Source organism: Streptomyces polyasparticus, assembly GCF_014493765.1.
Taxonomy (GTDB): Bacteria; Actinomycetota; Actinomycetes; order Streptomycetales; family Streptomycetaceae; genus Streptomyces; species Streptomyces polyasparticus.
The window spans coordinates 41,306-58,333 of the sequence record NZ_JACTVJ010000021.1 but is presented as its reverse complement, the minus strand read 5'-3'; the positions used below and the strand labels follow the sequence as shown (position 1 = coordinate 58,333).

Genomic DNA, 17,028 nt, shown 5'->3' with positions numbered 1-17,028 from the left:
AGTCGCAGTAGAACGTCTAAGGATTGGGTGACTGTTTTGGTGGCGTATCTGGATGTCGCAGCAACGACGCGCGTCGACCCTCGGGTCGCTGACGTGGTGCTCCACTGGATGACCGAAGACTTCGGGAACGCCGGCAGCCGCACCCACGAGTACGGGGCGCGCGCGAAGAAGGCGGTGCAGGAGGCGCGAACCTTCCTGGCGGGCACCGTGGGGGCCAAGACCGAAGAGGTCATCTTCACCAGCGGGGCAACCGAGTCCAACAACATCGCTCTACTCGGAATCGCCCCCTACGGCGAGAAGCACCAGCGCCGCCACATCATCACCTCCGCGATCGAACACAAAGCAGTCATCGAGCCCCTCCTGCACCTGCAGAGCAAGGGATTCGAGGTGGACTTCCTTGAGCCCGGGCCTTCCGGCCGGATCTCCACAGAGGCCGTGCTGGAGAAGCTGCGGCCGGACACCCTCCTCGTCTCCCTGATGCATGTGAACAACGAGACGGGTGTAATCCAGCCCGTTGCGGAGCTCGCCGAGAAGCTGCGGGAGACGCCCACCTTCCTGCACGTGGACGCGGCACAGGGGTACGCGAAGGTTCCGCAGGATCTCCAGGCTCCGATCGACCTGATCAGCATCAGCGGACATAAGATCGGCGCGCCCAAGGGGGTCGGGGCGCTGGTGACGCGACGACGTGGCTGGGACAAGGTCCCGCTGGAGCCGATCATGTTCGGTGGTGGCCAAGAGCGGAAGCTCCGCCCCGGGACGCTCGCCGTCCCTCTGATCATGGGCCTCTATGAAGCAGCCAAGATCTTCCACGAAGGGCAAGCCCGCTGGGAGCGGGACGCACTCGCAATGCGTGAGCAGATGCTTACAGCGCTCGGCAAGACCCGCTTCCAGGTCAACGGAGATGCCGATCACTCCGTGCCGCACATCTTGAACGTGACCTTCGACGGTCTCAACGCCGAGGCACTGATCGTGCGGCTGAAGGATCAGGTCGCAGTGGCAACCGGGTCCGCATGCACCAGCGCCTCTTACACCCCCAGCCACGTCCTGACGGCGATGGGCCTACCGGAGGAAGTTGCTACGAACGGGCTGCGCTTCTCGTGGTTCCCCAGCCAAGTCGCTGATTTCGATCCCGAGCAGCTTGCGGCGATGATCGTCCGGATGCAGCCCAGCGGTGCCTGACCCTTCTCCCCAGCTGGGTCAGTCTGTGGAGCGCCGGACGAGACGATGCCCCCTCAATTCGCGTCCACACCTGATGAGCTCCGCCTCCCACCCGTTCTCGGTGCCGATCAGGTGTGGGTTCGTGTAGAGCCCGGCTCGCAGTTCAGAGTCTGTGAGACGGACGTAGCGCGGAACGTCTGGGTCGTCAGGCGCAAGGAATTCGTGCTTGCGGTGGAGGAGTGGTCTGTTCACTGATTTCGCGTACGACATGTGCGAGGTCTCCAGCGACTGGAGATCCACCATGTACGAGGAGACGATGCGCGGGTGCGGGTCCTTGTCAAAGTCCGGGTAGTCCAGCCAGGACACTGCTCGCCCCTGATGCTTGAGCTTGGCTACAGTCCATTCCTGCGGCCGGCCAGCGGCGATGGACGCACAGTGCTCATAGAGCCGCAGGACTGTTGGCATCCGGTCCAAGGCGCGCCGATGCACGTACAAGGCTGTGGGCGTCATCTTGCCGATCGCCGAGGCGTTCATTGCGCCTCGAATGTAGGTGTCGTCACGGAGCTTCAGTAGGAGTCGATCCGAGCGCTGGCAGGCTTCTTTGTACGACGTGAAGAATGCGCGCACGTCGAGTTGCACGCTCGACGGAAGGCTGCTGAACGGGCCACGACCGTTGAAGAGCTCCACCGCGAGGTAGAGAAGCGTGTTTAGCGTTGTGTGCTTGGCGCCTGCGGCTACCTTGTCCGAGTCTGCAGAGTCACGGACAAGCCGCTTGAGTTCGTTCGGCTTGAGGTGCGCGAGGAGCTCCGCGGTCGAGCGGGGCATCTCGTCGATCCGTGGCGGACGTCCCCGCCGCTCCACGTAGTCAACGAGCGCGGTGATGGCAGATGCGGTGTCCTCCGATGCGAGCCACTCAGCATCGGGGACGATGCGCTGCGCAAGGTAACCCAGTCGGGCTGTGTCGTCTTTGAAGGCGTAGACGATGCCAGGTGCTGCCGAGACGACTCGCGCACCCGTCACTTCTTCCACGTAGGAGCGCAGTTCGCTGGCGCCATAGAGGTGCTGGAACGTCTGGCGGCTGGTGAGAAGGCCATCGCCAAACGCCTCACCGCGGACCTTGGATTTCTCCCAGGTCAATCGGGCGGACACGACCAGGACGGTCTGTGCGAGCTCCCATGCCCGTTTCAAGGTCTCTCGACGCTCTGCAGGATCCTCGATCACGTTCAACACGTAGGTGAGCAGGACTACGGATGAGGGCTCCGCACGGACGTCGGATCGGTAGTACGGGTCCCAGCCGGCGATCGTGCAATCAAGCCGTTCCAGCGCTCGGACGTCGTCGCCACGGCCGCAGCCGTAATCGAGGACGGTGCGGTCTGGGGTGAGCTGTCTGTCGGCGAGCGCCTGGCGAGCGGGAACGGACAGGACAGCGCGGCCAATTGCCGTACGGCGGCGATCACTGTTCCAGGTCTGCTGCATCGAGCCTCGCTGCGTCTCGCGTACTAATGGCAGAGTAGTCACGCGAGTTGGCCGAGTTGGCCGAGTTGGCCAAGATGGCACCTTCAAGGAGATCGGCGCAGCAGTGCGAGATTGGTCCGTGGGACTCCTGGGACCAGGAGATCCCTGAGCCCTCCTGGTCCCAGCTCTACTCAAAGCCGCTTACACGTCAACTACTTGAGGTGTCAGCCACAGGTGCCCGCGGACCAACTGCCTGCGTGGGCAGCTCGACGCTTTCCGCAAGGTGGTACTGCTCGGACTGCACCTTGTACATCCGGCGGAATTGCCCGGGTCCGTCACCGTCAGCGCGCATGAGCGCGTCGAACGTCCCGTGCTCGGTGACACGGCCGTGGTCGAGGACGTAGATCTCGTCTGCGTGCCGGACGCTGTGCAGACGGTGCGTGATCAGGATGACCGTCTGCCCCTCGGCCGCAAGGCTTCGAATCTGGTCGAATACGCGCTGCTCGGCCTCGGCATCGAGCGCGCTGGTCGGCTCGTCGACCACCAAGATCTGGGCGTCCCTGTGGCGTGCTCGAGCGATGCCGATGCGCTGCCACTGGCCACCAGAGATCTGGTGGCCTCCCTTGTAGCCGCGGGCCAGCAGGGTGTCCCAGCCGCGTGGGAGTGAGGCGACCGTTTCGTCCGCGCCGGAGTACTGGGCAGCCGTGTTGAGGAGGCTCTCGGCCGAGGGAGCTTCCGGGCGGCCGATGGCTACGTTGATGCGGGCTGTGAAGGGCCAGCGGAAGAAGTCCTGGGCGACTACTGCGACGCGGTCGAAGAGTTCGGCGCGGTCGGCTTCGGCGGCGTCGAGGTCGTTCCAGAGGATCTTGCCCTGGTCCGGGGCGTAGAGGCCACAGAGGAGCTTGGCCAGTGTGGACTTGCCGCTTCCGTTGTTGCCGACGAGGGCGATGATCTTTCCGGTGGGGATGGTGACGTCGACATCCTTGAGGGCCGGTACGCCATCGGTCGTTCCGGGGTACGTGAAGGTGACGTTGTCGAAACGGATCGAATGGACCTTCTCCGGGAGCGGGGAACCACCTGTCGGGATGAGACGGCGGTCCGCTTCGTCACAAAGGCGGTTGAGGTCAGCGACGAACAGGCTTTCCTCGTAGAGGTAGTTGAGCTGGACGACCAGCCCTTCCAGGTTCGCGGAGCCTGTACGGATTGCGATGACCGCCGTGCCGGCTACCGCCAGGTCCATCGCTCCACTCCACAGGAGCAGCCCAAGGGTGGTGTAGGTCGCGGCGGTCGTGAGACCGGACCAGCCGGAGGCGATAAGGCCAGTACGCGCGGCGAGGCCCGCCAACCGGGTCTGCTCCTTCTCTCCGGTCTCGGCCATCGTCCGGTAATGCCGCAAGAGGAATGGGCTGACGTTGTGGACGCGGACCTCGGGAGCAGCGTCTGTGTCGATCAGCAGGCGGCCAAGGAGCTGACCGGCCCTCGCGTGCTGAACCCACGTGTGGAAGGAGATGTAGCGACGGCGGGCGATCGTGAGCGAGCTCCAGGCGCTGGGGAGCGTCATTACGGCCAAGAGCGGTAGGAGAGTCCAGTGCAGTACGGCGAGGACGCCGGCCGCAGCGATCAGGGAGATCGTCGCGGTGACAACGGACGTGCAGAACTTGATCATTCGACGGGCCGACTCCGCGCCCCACTGCGCCGAGTCGAGAAGCTTGTGAAACTCCTCGTCCTCCACCGCTTCCAGCTCGACGTGAGCTACACGCTCCAGGTACTGCTCGGTGGCCACCCGGAAGACCTTGGGCTCCAGGCGCCCCGTCCCCGCTGTGGAAAGCGAGCGCAGTAGGGCGCTGATCAAGGCTGCCAGGGCCACCACGAGAAGCGCTGGCGTCGCCGCGGTGAGGCGACCCGCGGTATCGCCCGGTGTCAGGACATGGACGAGGACTTGGTTGACGGCGATGAGTCCGATGGCTTTCGCGATGCCTGTACCGAGTTCCGCGCCGGCCACCCAGCGCAGTGCTCGGGGGTCGGCGCGGTGGGCGAGGCGGATGGTGGAGGCGATCAGGCCCGGCATCCGCGTGACCATCGACCGCAGGTTCATCTCCAGGAAGGAGCCGTGGTGTTGGTTCCAGCCCATGTCGTATCGGAGTGGGCCGCCGAAGAGCAGCTGCTCCGACTCAGAGACTTCCTGTGCTCCCGCGGAGTCCTTGGCGTTCTTGGTGTGCTTACCGGTTGCCTGTGGCTGCTGAGTCATACGAGCGGTTCCCCCATCGCCAGTCGGTCCAAGGTGGCTCGGCCTCGCTGTGCTACTTCCGGGTCGTTGACGGTGCCCCAGGAGATCGCGCTGGCGGCGTCGAAGGCCGCCAGGCAGCCGATTGCGTGGCGCTCGGCTGCGGTCAGGTCGCGGCCGTAGCCGTCGAAGAAGGCGGTACGGAGTTCTTGGTGCCCCAACCACGGGCCGCAGGCGAGTCGGACCAGGTCCCACACCGCCCAGGTGTGACGTGCACGTTCGAAGTCGATCAGCGCGAGCCGTTGTCCGGACCAGAGCCAGTTGCGTTCCTGATAGTCGCCGTGCGCGTATGCCGTGGGGAGCTGTGCCATGTCAGGGAGTTCTGCGATGGCCCGTCGTACGAGATCTCGGTCCACATCGCTCAGGAGGTCACCGGCACGTTCCACGTGCTTGGCCGCTTGGTCCCCCAGCCTCTCCCCCTGGGCGACCGCCTCGTCTCTGCCCTCCCGATCGAGGACCTCACCACCGTGGAAGATCCGGAGCAGCGCGCCAGCCTGGTGATGCACCCTCTGCCGATCCGTGACGTTCAAGTCGAGGGCGGGCACAGAGGAACCCGGCATCGCTGTCACGAGCAGTGCCAGGTGTTCCGGAGCGGTGCCCAGCAGACGTGGTGCGTGCTCCGCCCCGAGCGAGGGCCCGACGAAGCGGTAGGCCCTGGTCTCGTGGGAGAAGAACTTCGGCGACGGAGAGACCTTGGCGAAGTAGCGCTCGCGGTCAATGCCTGTGATCTCCCAGACCTGGGAGGCGAGTCGTGGCCATGCCGCGTCTCGTACCTCCTTGATCTCACCGATCTGGCTGGTCACCCAGGCGTGCATCGGATCCGGCAGAGGTTTGCCCACGCTCATGCGGCCCACCCCATCTGCGTGTACGTACGCCCGGCCGCGATCCCGGTGAGCGCCACGGCCGCGTAGTCGACCAAGGGGGTCGGAAGCGCCCCGTACGGCCACCAGCGCCAGGACGTGCAGCGCTCCGGTTCGCGGACCGTCGGGGTTCCCGCGTAGTCGAGCACCTGGAACAGCAGCTGTACGCGCGGCACCTGGTTTTCGGAGTCCCTTTGGTGCACGACATGAATAAGGCGGAGATCTTGCTCGTCGATGCTCACGCCGAGTTCCTCGTGGGCTTCTCGTACGGCGCAGGTGGTCGCCGACTCGTCTTCGAGGTGACCGGCGGGCAGGTGCCACGTGTCGGGCGCGTACGCCGAGGTCGAGGAGCGCAGGCCGAGGAGGACCTTGCCCGTCTGCTCGAACACGAGATGCACGCCGACGACGTTGCTATGGGGATGCATGGATGGCTCCTCAGCTCGCGGTGATGGGACGGGCACCACAACAACGCTGCTGATCAGCGGCGCGTAACGGGCCAGTCGTCGAGCAAAGATTCGATGACCTGGCGGGATGGCCCTGCTCGGCGGCCGACAGCGGCCAGGAGTCTCGTTCGAATCACCCGAGCGGAATTCCGTACCCGATTCGGGGATTGCCTCGGGTCACCCAGGCTCACCACCGGGATGGTGTCGCGGCAGGAGCGCGAGGTGCGGACGGGCCCGGACTGCGGCGAGAGATCGGTACCCTTGCAGGCATGTCTACCGCTCCCGTTCGTGTTCGTTTCGCCCCGTCTCCGACTGGAATGTTCCACGTCGGTGGGGCCCGGTCCGCTCTCTACAACTGGGCCGTCGCGCGACAGCGTGGCGGGAAGTTCGTGCTGCGGATCGAGGACACCGACCAAGCGCGGAACAAGCCCGAGTGGATCGACGGGATCATCAGCGCGCTCGCGTCCATCGGGATCTCCGAGGCCGACCCCGCCTTCGAGGGGCCGTTTTTCCAGTCGCAGAATGCCGACCGTCACCGTGAGGCCGGCCTGCAGCTGTACGCGCAGGGCAAGGCGTACTACTGCGACTGTGCCCGTGAGCAGGTGCAGGAGCGGACCGGTTCGCAGCAGCTCGGGTACGACGGGTTCTGCCGTGACCGCGGGCTTGAGTACGTGGAGGGGAGGGCGCTCAGGTTCCGTACGCCGGACGAGGGCCAGACCGTGGTCGTGGACATGGTGCGCGGGGAGCCTGCCTTCCCGAACTCCGCCATCGAGGACTTCGTGATCGCCCGGGGCGACGGCTCGCCGGTGTTCCTCATCGCCAATGTCGTGGATGACCTCGACGAGGGCATCACCGAGGTGATTCGCGGTGAGGAGCACCTGTCGAACACTCCGAAGCAGCAGCTGCTGTGGGAGGCGCTCGGTGCGACCCCGCCGGTGTGGGCGCACCTGCCGGTCATCGTGAACGAGAAGCGGCAGAAACTGTCCAAGCGGCGGGACAAGGTCGCGCTCGAGGACTACCTGGCCGAGGGCTATCTGCCGGAGGCCATGGTCAACTACCTGATGCTGCTCGGCTGGGGGCCGGGCGACGACGTCGAGATCCGTCCGTACGCCGAACTTGAGCAGCTGTTCCGGATCGAGGACGTGAACACGTCGTCGGCGTTCTTCGACGTGAAGAAGCTGTCCGCCTTCAACGGTGAGTACCTGCGGGCGCTGCCCGTGGAGAAGTTCGCCGAGGCGTGCCAGCCGTGGCTGCGCGAGCCGTACGCGACCTGGCGGCCGGAGGCGTACGACGGTGAGATCTTCGCGAAGCTCGCCGTGCTCGCGCAGACCCGACTGACCGTGCTGAGTGAGATCACGAAGTACGTGGATTGGATGTTCCTCGACGAGGCTCCCGAGGACGAAGCGTCGTGGGCCAAGGCCATGAAGCCTGGAGCTGAGGAGATCCTCAAGGGTGCACGTGAGCGGTACGCCACGGCGGCCTGGGACACGGACACGTTGAAGGCGACGCTTGAGGAGATCGCCGCAGCGAATGGCCTGAAGCTCGGCAAGGCGCAGGCGCCGGTGCGTGTGGCCGTGACCGGTCGGACGGTCGGGCTGCCGCTGTTCGAGTCGATGGAGCTGCTCGGGCGGGAGCGGACGCTGGCCCGGCTCGATGCCGCGCTCACCAAGCTCGTCGGCTGACCCACGCGCGGAACAGATCATGAGGTGGTGACCTGGGCGAGGAGACTCGTCCAGGCGCCTTCGAAGTACTCCAGGTCGTAGCGCGCGAGCGCGTCGTACGCCGTCTTGATCTCCTCGGGCGGGCAAGCAGCTCGAGTACGGACCTGTGCGGCGAGCTGTGCCAGGTCCGGTGCCGGCTGAGCAGTCAGGTGCGCAAGGTCGGTCAGGCCGGCCACCGGCCGGATCAAGGAAGGCACTCCGACGAGGAGAGCTTCGGCAGCACAGCGGCTCCAGCCCTCGCGCATACGGGGCGTGAAGACGCCGACGTCGCAGGCGCGGAGCAGGCGGAGGTACTGGGCGCGCGGCAGGTCGTAATGGTGGCCGGAGAACCCGATGGTGTTGCTGCCCGTGGTGACCACCCGGATGCCAGGCGCCTCGCGGAGTGCGTCGGCGACGGTCTCGGTGCCTTTCCAGTGGACGGCCTTGCCCGCGTAGACGGTGATCTCGTCCTCGGGCAGGCCGAACTGCTGCTTGCACTCGGCCGCGTCCATGCCTCGTACGTGGTCGATCTCGGTGAGGTCGAAGGCGTTGTAGATGACGTGAACGTTGTCGACGCCGCGTTCGCGTAGGAAGTCCGCCCAGTACGGGGCTACGCATACGACGGCACGGCACTGCGGCAGTACGGAGAACAGGCGGCGCCACAGGAGTGGTTCGACGGGCCAGGAGTCTGCCTGCAGTGGCTCGTAGTGATGCAGGACGAAGATCGTGCGGGCGCGCATCTCCGGGGTGAAGTGCAGGAGGCTCAGGTCGTCCCAGAGGAAATGGCCCGGCGCGTCAGCCAACGACCGTATGAGTGGGGCAAGACGGGCGAGATGGCGGAGCTTGCGACCTCGGCGGATGCCGTAGGTGCGCTTGTAGTCGGGGACTGTTCGCCACTCGACCTGGTCGGCGGTGACGTCGTGGATCATGCGCAGGTAGACACGGCCACCGGTGCGGCCGTACGGGGCCATGGAGTGTATGAGGGGCTTCATATGATCCCGGCTCCCGTCACCCGCTGGTGCTCTTCGGTGAGGAACTGGTGGGCACGGCGGTGGCTGGGGCTGAGATCGCGGGCTTGGGCGGAGAGCGGAATGTACGTCTCGGTCAGCGCGTCGAGGAAACGTGAACGGCGCTGCAGTGACGGGGAGTTCGACAGATCGCGGAGGTTGTCGACGCGGTCGGCGAGCCGGACCAGGATCTCCGAAGCATCGAGCTTGTTCAGCTTTTCGTGCCAGACACAAGCGTCCTCGGGACGCTTCGGGCGTAGCTCGAGACGGTGATCGGGGGTCATGGCGCGTAGTTGCCGGACGAAGTTCGCTCCGAGGCCGGCCGAGATCGCGGGCTCGGACTCGGGTGAGACCTCCAAGGCGTCGTGGAGGAGTCCGAGGATGAGGATGTGGGGGTCGGTCACTCCGAACTCCTCGTGGAGGATGGCGACTACGCGTGCAGGGTGTTCGAGGTAGGGAGATCCCTGGTCGCGCACGTGTCCGGCGTAGACAGCCGTGGCCAGGTCGGCGGTCCGTCGGCCCTGGGTGCGGTACGGCTCCGGCCAGGACTCCCAGTCGAGGAGCGGCTTCACTGGGGCACCTCCTGTGCGGTGAGTGAGTCACGCATGCTGGGCTCCACGTGCGGCGCGATGAGGAGTGCGTCTCCGATGGCCGCGGCGTCCAGGCCCAGTTCGACGGCTGCGCGAACCGCTTGGTCGGCCGTACGCAGGATGGGGGTGCCCTTGAAGTTCAGCGAGGTGTTGATCAGTACTGGGAGTTCGGTGCGCTGCTGGAACTCCTCCAGAAGCGCGCGCAGGCTGCCGGGTTGAGGACCGACGGTCTGGAGCCTGGCCGTGCCGTCGTGATGGACGATCCCGGGTACGCGGTCCGCCTTGCAGGCGCGGACTTTCACCACGCGGTTCATGAAGGGATCGCCTTCGCCGACGAACCACTTCGATGCCTCCTCCGCCAGAGCTACTGGGGCAAAGGGGCGGTACGAAGCCCGTCGTTTCAGTGCGTTGAGGCGATCACGCGTCTCAAGTCGGCCCGGGTGCGCCAGGACCGAACGGTGGCCGAGTGCCCGCGGGCCGAACTCCAGGCCGCCCTGGACCCAGCCGACGATGCGATGGTCGGCGAGAAGCCGGGCGGCCATAGACGGCAAGCGGTCGCCGAGGCCACCGATCATCCGGTACCCACGTCCTACGTCGCCGACGGGAATCGGCCCCGGGGCGGGTCCCCAGCTCGCGCCGTCGGGTACGGGCAGTCGTGGCTGCCCGAGTACGTAGTGCCAGGCGAAGAGCGCCGCGCCCACCGCAGTACCGGCATCGTGCGGTGCAGGCGCGACGAAGAGACGGTCGAACCCGGAACGCTCGGCGAGGGTGCCGTTGAGATGGGAGTTCAGGGCGCAGCCGCCCGAGAAGACCAGCGTGCCCGCTCCGGTCAGGCGGCGTAGGTGTGTGGCGACGTGGACGACCGCCTCACCGAAGACTCGCTGGGCCGAGGCGGCCAGATCGGCCCGCATCTCAAGCGACTTGTCCGCGGCGGTGGCCGCCGTCCAGAACACCCCGTCCAGCGAGAGAGGGGTGTCGGTGTCGTACGTGCCCCATGGTGACTCGACGTGCACAAACCCGTTGTCGCCGAGGACGAGGAGGTCACGCAGCTCCTTGTAGTGGCGGTCAGGATCGCCGAGTGCCGCGAGGGCCATCATGCTGCCCTCCGGCTCGTCGCCCGGCGGGATCACGCGCATGGCCATGTTGCGGTAGAGGTGCCCCAGGGACGGGTGGGAACGGCGCGGGCCCATGGGGCTTGGGCCGAGGGTCGGCTGGGCCTGGTGGACGCGGTCGATGCGGTCGGGGTGCAGGTCGTATCCGCTGATGCGTTCGCGGCCTACGCCGATGTCAGCGCCCAGGGCGGAGCCCCCGGCGTCTATGACAAGTCCGGCCGCGTGGTCCTCTCCGGACAAGAGGTACCCGGCGAGGACGTGAGCGGTGTGGTGCGAGATGAGTCTGAGGCGGTCGGCGAGCGGAGACGGGAGCATCGCGGCGAGCTCCGCCCGCTCGGTCGACATCCAGGCACCCGCAGCCGGGTTGGGGCGCATGGCCGGCGTCCAGACCTCGTCGATGTCGTACGGGGTGAGGCCAGCGGCTTGCAGACACCAGGCGAGGGACCCGGTAGGCGGGGTGAGGAGACCAGCGCGCTTGGCGCGGTTGTGCTTGATGCCGGTCCAGCGTTCCTCCTCTGCGGCGTAGATGCGGCCGTCGACGATGAGGCAGGCGGATGTGTCGTGGTGGAAGTTCAGGCCGAGCACTGCGGGCATGGAGCGCTCCAAGGTCAGAGGGCGGGAGATAGGCGAGCGGGAAGGACCGGCTCGCCGGAGTCGCGGTACTCGTGGCACTTGAGGCAGAACTTGTAGTGCTGCGCGCGCGGAGCGAAGACCTTCTCCGCGAAGTCGGCGTCCCAGAGGCTGAACTCGCTGTCGTACTTGGCCATCGCGTTGAAGCAGCGGTAGCAGTCGCCGTCTACCTCGATCATGAGGTGCTGGTCGAGGTAGCGGTCGCACAGGCCGCCGAGGACGTTTTTCGGCTGTCCTACGTCGATGTGGTGGACATTGTTGGTGACGTGGATCGCGCCGTTCTCTTCGCAGAGATCCGCGAGCCTGGCCAGGTGTTTGGGGTCGGTCGCCTCGAGGACGCTGTTGACGACGACCGTGCGGCCGGCGGCGCGGAGGGTGGGGACGACGGCGGCGACCTCGTCGTAGTTCTCGTGTTCGTCGTCGCTGCCGATGAGCACCTGGTCGTAGTGAGCGAGGCTCGCTTCGAGGAGACGGGTGTTGCGGGCGAGGGTGATCGCGTTGGTGCCGAGGACGCGGACGCGATCCGGGAACCGCTCGTGGGCGAGTCGGCTCAGCTCGGCGAAATCGCGGTGGACGGTTGGCTCGCCGCCATTGATATGGAGCTGCTGGAACGGGAGTTGCGCCAGCTTGTCCAGGACGGTGCGGAAGGTCTCCAGCGGCATGTTCACGCCCTGGCCGCCTTCGGCAAAGATGCAGAAGTCGCAGGAGCGGTTGCACTTCGTGGTGATCTTGATTTTCGCGGTCTTGAGCGTCCTGGCCTGCAGGGTCTGAACCTGTGGGGTGTTGAGCTGCACGAGAAGCTCCCTGGTCATACGGAGTGGGCGGAGAAGAAGTCCTCGACCAGAGCGCGGTGACGGTGCCAGTCGTGGAGATGGCGTCGCAGAGCTGCTGGGGTCGTCGGTCCGGCTTGGATCAGTGCGGCCATGGCGGCCGCAAGCCGCCCTTCGGGCCCAGTCAGCCGGTCGGCGAGACGGACAAGCATCGCCTTCGCCGCCATGAGTTCCTTCTCCTCGCGAGCGACGAGGTAGCTGGTGGCGGTTCCGGGAGGCGGGTCGAGGTAGTAGAGCCAGCGTGCGACGCGTACGCGCAGCATTCCGGCGGTCATCGTCCAGGCGATTGCATCCGCCTCGTCCGGTTCTTGCACCGCTCGGGGCTTCGGTACGCGACGGATCAGCGCTTCTACGGCGTCGTGCGCTTCGTTCAGAAGCTCCTCGGGCGCGATTCCTGGAGCGCTGCCCGACATTCCGTACCGCAGGAACTTCTCGGCATGCGCTTCGAGTTCGCCGGGGTGCCACTGCGCGAGGGCCGCGGACTTGCCCGGACATCGGGTACGCGTCGCGAGCGAAGCAGCCGCGAACCAGCACGGCGCGACGTAGTGCCAGGTGACGCAGTGGCCGCGGTATCCCTCGACGTCGTGGTGGACGTTGTCGATGCTGTCCTTGGCCAGCTGGTACATGCCACCCGCGCGGGAGCCGAGGATCCCGCGGTAGAACCGCTCGTCCTCCTGGCTCCACGGCATCGTCTGCGCATGCGATTTCCAGCGACGGAGCAGTGCCGCGTTGCCGGCGATCAGGCTCCAGGTCGCGATCTCGGGCGGGGAGACCCGGTGGCGTTCCAACTCCGTTGTGGTGAAGGCGAAGCCGGGCGGGTGTTCCAGGAACCTTCGATTGAGGACGTGCTGCGCGACGGCCTGGGTGTGGGCGAGACCGACGGCATGATTCCAGTCCCACCAGGAGTCCGGCGCCTGATTGACGATGACGCGTACGTCGACGTCGGAGCGCGGAGCGATCAGGTCCCCCGGTTGCCACTTGTGGGTGAGCATCGAGGCGGTCACACCGTGCAGAGTCAAGTGGCGTTCGTAGTCCGCCGTGAGTCGCGTGTACGACGGAAGCGCCTGAGCTGTGGTCACTGCCCCTCCCCTCGCGCCGCCCGCAGCGCGCAGCCGCCTCCGGTGCCGCTGGCCACGGGGAGCAGCGGAAGAACCGGCACTCCCTTGGGGCGGTCCATACGGTCCCAGCGCAGGTCGTAGTCGACGTAGTGGTAGCCGTTCCACGCCTCGTTGCGGTCGCGGGCGAGCATGGACCGGAAGAGGTGAGCGAAGGCGTCGGCCAGCGTGCCTTCGGTGATGTGCGGCTTCAGCTCGATGTCGCGGTTGTGCAGGATGCACGGCCGAGCGACGCCAGTTGGTGTGATCTTGATGCGGTTGGCGTCGGAGCAGGTGGCGCAGCTGGAGTTGCTGATGAAGCCGATCGAGCCGGCCCAGCCTGGCGGCTGGAGGTAGCGCCCCGGACTGCGTACGCCGAGCTCCGTACGCGGGATCTCACCGGCCGCGTCGAACCAGTCGGCGAGGTGGTCTCGTACCTCCGCCTCCGGGATGAACTCCCGCGGGAACAGGGCTTCTGCGGGTCCGATCCGCTGCAACTCAATGAGGCGTACGGCGATGGGGCGTTGCTTGGCGAGCTCGGCGACGGCGAAGGCGTCCTGCAGATACGAACGCTGGAGAACACAGTTGACCTTGACCTGCATGCCGAGGGCGAGCGCGGCGTCAATCGTGGCGAGAGCGACTCGGGGATCTCCACCGCCCATGATCTGCCGGGAGCGGGTGGGGTCGAGGCTGTGCAGGCTGACGTTCAGGTATGTCAGACCAGCCCCGTACAGCTTCTCGACAGACAGTCCGCGACGCAGGTTGCCATGGGTCGTCATGCCGATCGCGGCGCCAGCCCCGAGGCCATCAGCGAAGGCGGCCACAACGTCGAGGATGTCGCCGCGCAGCGTCGGTTCTCCGCCCGAGCAGTGCGCTTTGTGGATGTTCCAGCGACCGGCCTCCCCCGCTATCGCCGCGTAGTCGTCGGCCTGCAGGGGGCGGTCCTTGTGGCCGTAGTCGGGCATGCAGCGCGGCTTGCAGAAGGTGCAGTCGAGGTTGCAGAGGGAGTTCAGCGTGCTTGCGAGGTAGGGGTGGTTGCGGCCGGTCTCCGCGAAGGCGCGCAGCAGGTCGTCTCGGGGCTCGTGGGCCTGCGGATCAGCGGGCATGAGTGCCTCCGTCAGGGAGAGGGACGACCGTGCCGTTCAGCGGTCGGTCGGCCAGGTAGAGGTGGAGGTTGTCGTGGAAGAACGCGACGGCCCGGTCCATGTAGGTCCGGCTGAACGTGGCGGTCTTCGGGGTCAGTACGACTCGGGGGTGGCGGCGCAACGGATCGTCCGGAGCTGGCGGCTTCGTCGGATGTACGTCGAGTCCGGCGCCGCTCAGCCGTCCCGAGTCGAGGGCCGCGATGAGTGCGGTGTGGTCGACAGTGCTGGCCCGGCCGAGGTTGAGGAAGACGGCGCCGCGCTGGCACGCGTCGAAGGTCGTCGCGCTGAAGAAGCCGGTCGTCTCCGTGGTCGCGGGGAGCAGGTTGACGACGACCTTCGAGCGCGCGAGGGCCTCGTCCACGCGGGATGCCGGTTTCCACTCGATGCCGATGCCGTCAGTGCGGTGTGCCTGACGGCGTACACCGATGACGTGCATTCCCAGTGCCTGTGCGGCAATCGCCAGTTGGGTACCGACGGACCCGCAGCCGACGATCGTGAGGGTCTGGCCGTGGAGGTCGAAGAACGCATCGGCGAGCTGGTCCTTCCACCACGGAGCCCGTGCTTGGAGACGCTGACTCAGGAACAGCCCGCGGGAGAAGCCGAGCAGCAGACCGAGTGCGTGCTCGGCCATCGGCCGCCCGTGATAGCCGTAGCCGCGCGTCAAGCCAACGCGTGCTTCCATGAGACGGTCGACAGGCAGATGGTCGACGCCCGCTGCCGGTGAGGCCACCCAGCGGAGGCGGGACGCCTGCGCCAGCCACTCCGCGGAGAAGGACCATCCGAAGTAGACGTCAGCCTCGGGGACACGACCTGGGGCATCGACGTCAGCTACCAGCTCGAAGGTGACCTCAGGAAAATCAGCGACCAGCAACTTCAGGTGCCACTCCCCGAACTGCCAGAAGTCGTAGGGAGAGTTGAGACTGATCATCACCGTCGTCATCAGAATGGCCTCCTCGTCGCGACATCGGTCTCCAGCGCCCATGGGATGTGCTCGCGCAGGTACGCGCGGATGGTCACGCCGTAGTCGTGCCGGCTTGCCAGAAGGGCGTGGCCCTGCCGCCGAAACCGTTCTCGCTCGCAGGCAGAGATCAGCAGAGCTCGGTGGATGGCGTTCGCCAGGTCGACCGGGTTGCGCGGTTCGGCCGTGAATCCCGTCTCGCCATCCACGACGGTCTCCGTCAGTCCGCCGACACGTGTCGCGACGACTGGGCTCGCCCGTGCGGCGAAGGCTTCGAGCGGGATCCGCCCGAAGGGCTCTGCCCGGGAGGGCACCACCACCGCGCGCAGCGCCGGGTTGTGCATCCAGCCTCGGTACGCCGGTGAGAACCTGCCGAGCAGCGTCACGTCGAGGGCGCTGTCCCGCGCCTGCTCGCGCAGACGGCGCTGGTACGGAGTGGGGACCTGTGAATCGGCCGTTGCCGCGAGCACCAGGTGGGGGACGCGGATGCCTTGTTCTCGCAGATGGACCAGCGCCTGCAGGAGGTCCTCGAAACCCTTGGACTCCACTGCTCGCCCCAGGGCGAACAGGAAGCCTGCCCGGGCACGCGGTGGGACGGGGGCCGCGGTCGACTCCGCGGCGGTGGCGCGTATCAGCAGTCCGTTGGGCAGGTCGACCAGCGCCGTACGCGGCACTCCGTAGCAGTACGTGAGGTGGGACCGCATGTGGTGCGAGATGGCCGCGACGCGAGCACCCCGGTCCACGGCCGCTGTGAGCCCCGCACGTTCCCAGTGAACACGGCGGTGGTTGTCCGGATCGGCAAGCAGCGTCGTCGAGCGCGGCACGAGAAGCAGTCCGGCGTCGGAGCCGTCGAGGTGAGGCGCGATACCTAGGAACGGAGTGTCCAGCGCTATGACGTGAGAGCGGGTCGCGGGGGCGAGCTGTTCCCGGACCACGTCTCCGACGACCTGGCACAGCGTCTCGCTGTCATGGACGCTGGCGCCATCAGGGCAGGCCAAGGGCACCCTCCTGATCTCCGCACCTGCACTGTCGAGCATCCGCTCGGTCTGCAGGGTCCACGTCCGGTCGCGGGAGCCGCTGCAGCCGGGGGCTTCGGCGGGCAGGACCAGCAGTCGCCCAGGTGGGAGCGTCCGGGCGAGCACTTCGAGCATCGCTCGGTTGCTGAAGCCCGTACCGGACGAGGCTCCGTAGAACCCATCGTGCAGAGCGACGACGACCTTGGCTGGCAGCGAGTCGTGAGGCGCCAAGTCCTCCGTGCTCCCGATCAATGTGGTGGTGCGCGGTTCAGCAGTCATCAGCGGACCCCTTCGGACCACGGCAGCCGGGGGTCGAGGCCCCTCGATGCGTCGGAAGCAACAGGCGGCACCACGCACGGCTCCGGCGTTCGCCGACGTCGAGTGCCGAGTGGGCCGCCAGCGCGGAGACGATGAGCCAACCCCGCCCGAACTCCTCAGGGTTCGCATTGCCCCGCGCTCGGGGCGCCGCTCCCCCATCGGTCACCGTGATCTCGACCGCGGCCGCCACGTCCGTGACCTCGACGTGGGCCTTGAGGCGAATGGGCTCGCTGCCATGGCAGTACGCATTGGTCGCCAGCTCCGAGCAGACAAGTACGACCGAGTCATCGCTCTGGACGCCTTCTCCGAGCAGCGACGCGATCTCCTTGCGGGCCACCGCGGCGACGCTGCTGTCGAAGGGAAGCCCGACGCTGAGGTGCGCCGAACGCCGAACACGTTGCCCTCCCACGACTCTCTCCCTCCGTCCG

General features: G+C 66.8%; 15 protein-coding genes. 2 read left to right on the top strand and 13 right to left on the bottom strand.

Features of this window, described 5'->3' with window-relative positions; genetic code table 11:
• Window positions 1-27 precede the first annotated feature (27 nt).
• Window positions 28-1,179, top strand: a complete 1,152-nt coding sequence (gene dndA / locus H9Y04_RS35395; RefSeq protein WP_308801537.1) for a cysteine desulfurase DndA — start codon at window positions 28-30, stop codon at window positions 1,177-1,179.
• An 18-nt stretch (window positions 1,180-1,197) separates the two neighbouring features.
• On the opposite strand, the gene H9Y04_RS35390 is transcribed toward dndA, so the two are convergent.
• From H9Y04_RS35390 to H9Y04_RS35375, 4 genes are all read right to left on the bottom strand, one after another.
• Window positions 1,198-2,634, bottom strand: a complete 1,437-nt coding sequence (locus H9Y04_RS35390) for a DNA phosphorothioation-associated putative methyltransferase (protein ID WP_187818275.1) — start codon at window positions 2,632-2,634, stop codon at window positions 1,198-1,200.
• A 187-nt stretch (window positions 2,635-2,821) separates the two neighbouring features.
• Complete coding sequence (locus H9Y04_RS35385; protein ID WP_187818318.1) at window positions 2,822-4,744, bottom strand: ABC transporter ATP-binding protein; 1,923 nt, start codon at window positions 4,742-4,744, stop codon at window positions 2,822-2,824.
• 113 nt (window positions 4,745-4,857) lie between these two features.
• Window positions 4,858-5,742, bottom strand: coding sequence for a phosphotransferase (locus H9Y04_RS35380; RefSeq protein WP_187818274.1), 885 nt, complete (start codon window positions 5,740-5,742; stop codon window positions 4,858-4,860).
• A complete protein-coding gene (locus tag H9Y04_RS35375) occupies window positions 5,739-6,182 on the bottom strand; it encodes an NUDIX hydrolase (protein WP_187818273.1) in 444 nt (147 codons plus the stop codon). Before H9Y04_RS35375 ends, H9Y04_RS35380 begins: the two co-directional genes overlap by 4 nt.
• Window positions 6,183-6,517: 335 nt before the next feature.
• Between H9Y04_RS35375 and gltX the strand changes: the two genes are divergently transcribed.
• A complete protein-coding gene (gene gltX, locus H9Y04_RS35370; protein WP_236071883.1) occupies window positions 6,518-7,882 on the top strand; it encodes a glutamate--tRNA ligase in 1,365 nt (454 codons plus the stop codon).
• A 17-nt stretch (window positions 7,883-7,899) separates the two neighbouring features.
• On the opposite strand, the gene H9Y04_RS35365 is transcribed toward gltX, so the two are convergent.
• From H9Y04_RS35365 to H9Y04_RS35325, 9 genes are read right to left on the bottom strand one after another with little or no spacing between them, the layout of a single operon-like run.
• Complete coding sequence (locus tag H9Y04_RS35365; RefSeq protein WP_187818271.1) at window positions 7,900-8,892, bottom strand: glycosyltransferase; 993 nt, start codon at window positions 8,890-8,892, stop codon at window positions 7,900-7,902.
• Window positions 8,889-9,479: an HD domain-containing protein gene (locus H9Y04_RS35360; RefSeq protein WP_187818270.1), complete on the bottom strand. Its 591-nt coding sequence runs from the start codon at window positions 9,477-9,479 to the stop codon at window positions 8,889-8,891. The genes H9Y04_RS35365 and H9Y04_RS35360 overlap by 4 nt, the downstream gene beginning before the upstream one ends.
• Window positions 9,476-11,203, bottom strand: a complete 1,728-nt coding sequence (locus tag H9Y04_RS35355) for a carbamoyltransferase C-terminal domain-containing protein (RefSeq protein ID WP_187818269.1) — start codon at window positions 11,201-11,203, stop codon at window positions 9,476-9,478. Before H9Y04_RS35355 ends, H9Y04_RS35360 begins: the two co-directional genes overlap by 4 nt.
• Before the next feature lie 14 nt (window positions 11,204-11,217).
• Window positions 11,218-12,033 carry a radical SAM protein gene (locus H9Y04_RS35350; RefSeq protein WP_308801534.1) on the bottom strand — a complete coding sequence of 272 codons (816 nt, stop codon included), beginning with the start codon at window positions 12,031-12,033 and terminating at the stop codon, window positions 11,218-11,220.
• Between the two features lie 14 nt (window positions 12,034-12,047).
• On the bottom strand, window positions 12,048-13,148 hold the full coding sequence (locus H9Y04_RS35345; protein WP_187818267.1) for a hypothetical protein: 1,101 nt from the start codon (window positions 13,146-13,148) through the stop codon (window positions 12,048-12,050).
• Window positions 13,145-14,269: a radical SAM protein gene (locus H9Y04_RS35340; protein WP_187818266.1), complete on the bottom strand. Its 1,125-nt coding sequence runs from the start codon at window positions 14,267-14,269 to the stop codon at window positions 13,145-13,147. The genes H9Y04_RS35345 and H9Y04_RS35340 overlap by 4 nt, the downstream gene beginning before the upstream one ends.
• Entirely contained in the window at window positions 14,259-15,248 is a 990-nt protein-coding gene (locus H9Y04_RS35335; RefSeq protein WP_187818265.1) for a D-2-hydroxyacid dehydrogenase, read from the bottom strand. Before H9Y04_RS35335 ends, H9Y04_RS35340 begins: the two co-directional genes overlap by 11 nt.
• Window positions 15,248-16,561 carry a glycosyltransferase family 4 protein gene (locus tag H9Y04_RS35330; protein WP_187818264.1) on the bottom strand — a complete coding sequence of 438 codons (1,314 nt, stop codon included), beginning with the start codon at window positions 16,559-16,561 and terminating at the stop codon, window positions 15,248-15,250. The genes H9Y04_RS35335 and H9Y04_RS35330 overlap by 1 nt, the downstream gene beginning before the upstream one ends.
• Window positions 16,551-17,009, bottom strand: coding sequence for an ATP-binding protein (locus tag H9Y04_RS35325; RefSeq protein WP_187818263.1), 459 nt, complete (start codon window positions 17,007-17,009; stop codon window positions 16,551-16,553). The genes H9Y04_RS35330 and H9Y04_RS35325 overlap by 11 nt, the downstream gene beginning before the upstream one ends.
• Window positions 17,010-17,028: the final 19 nt, after the last annotated feature.

Bases quoted from the DNA above. Each gene is read 5' to 3' on its own strand.
- H9Y04_RS35390 (WP_187818275.1), bottom strand. From the start codon at position 2,634: ATGCAGCAGACCTGGAACAGTGATCGCCGCCGTACGGCAATTGGCCGC.
- H9Y04_RS35385 (WP_187818318.1), bottom strand. From the start codon at position 4,744: ATGGGCTGGAACCAACACCACGGCTCCTTCCTGGAGATGAACCTGCGG.
- H9Y04_RS35380 (WP_187818274.1), bottom strand. From the start codon at position 5,742: ATGAGCGTGGGCAAACCTCTGCCGGATCCGATGCACGCCTGGGTGACC.
- H9Y04_RS35375 (WP_187818273.1), bottom strand. From the start codon at position 6,182: ATGCATCCCCATAGCAACGTCGTCGGCGTGCATCTCGTGTTCGAGCAG.
- gltX (WP_236071883.1), top strand. From the start codon at position 6,518: ATGTTCCACGTCGGTGGGGCCCGGTCCGCTCTCTACAACTGGGCCGTC.
- H9Y04_RS35365 (WP_187818271.1), bottom strand. From the start codon at position 8,892: ATGAAGCCCCTCATACACTCCATGGCCCCGTACGGCCGCACCGGTGGC.
- H9Y04_RS35355 (WP_187818269.1), bottom strand. From the start codon at position 11,203: ATGCCCGCAGTGCTCGGCCTGAACTTCCACCACGACACATCCGCCTGC.
- H9Y04_RS35340 (WP_187818266.1), bottom strand. From the start codon at position 14,269: ATGCCCGCTGATCCGCAGGCCCACGAGCCCCGAGACGACCTGCTGCGC.
- H9Y04_RS35335 (WP_187818265.1), bottom strand. From the start codon at position 15,248: ATGACGACGGTGATGATCAGTCTCAACTCTCCCTACGACTTCTGGCAG.
- H9Y04_RS35330 (WP_187818264.1), bottom strand. From the start codon at position 16,561: ATGACTGCTGAACCGCGCACCACCACATTGATCGGGAGCACGGAGGAC.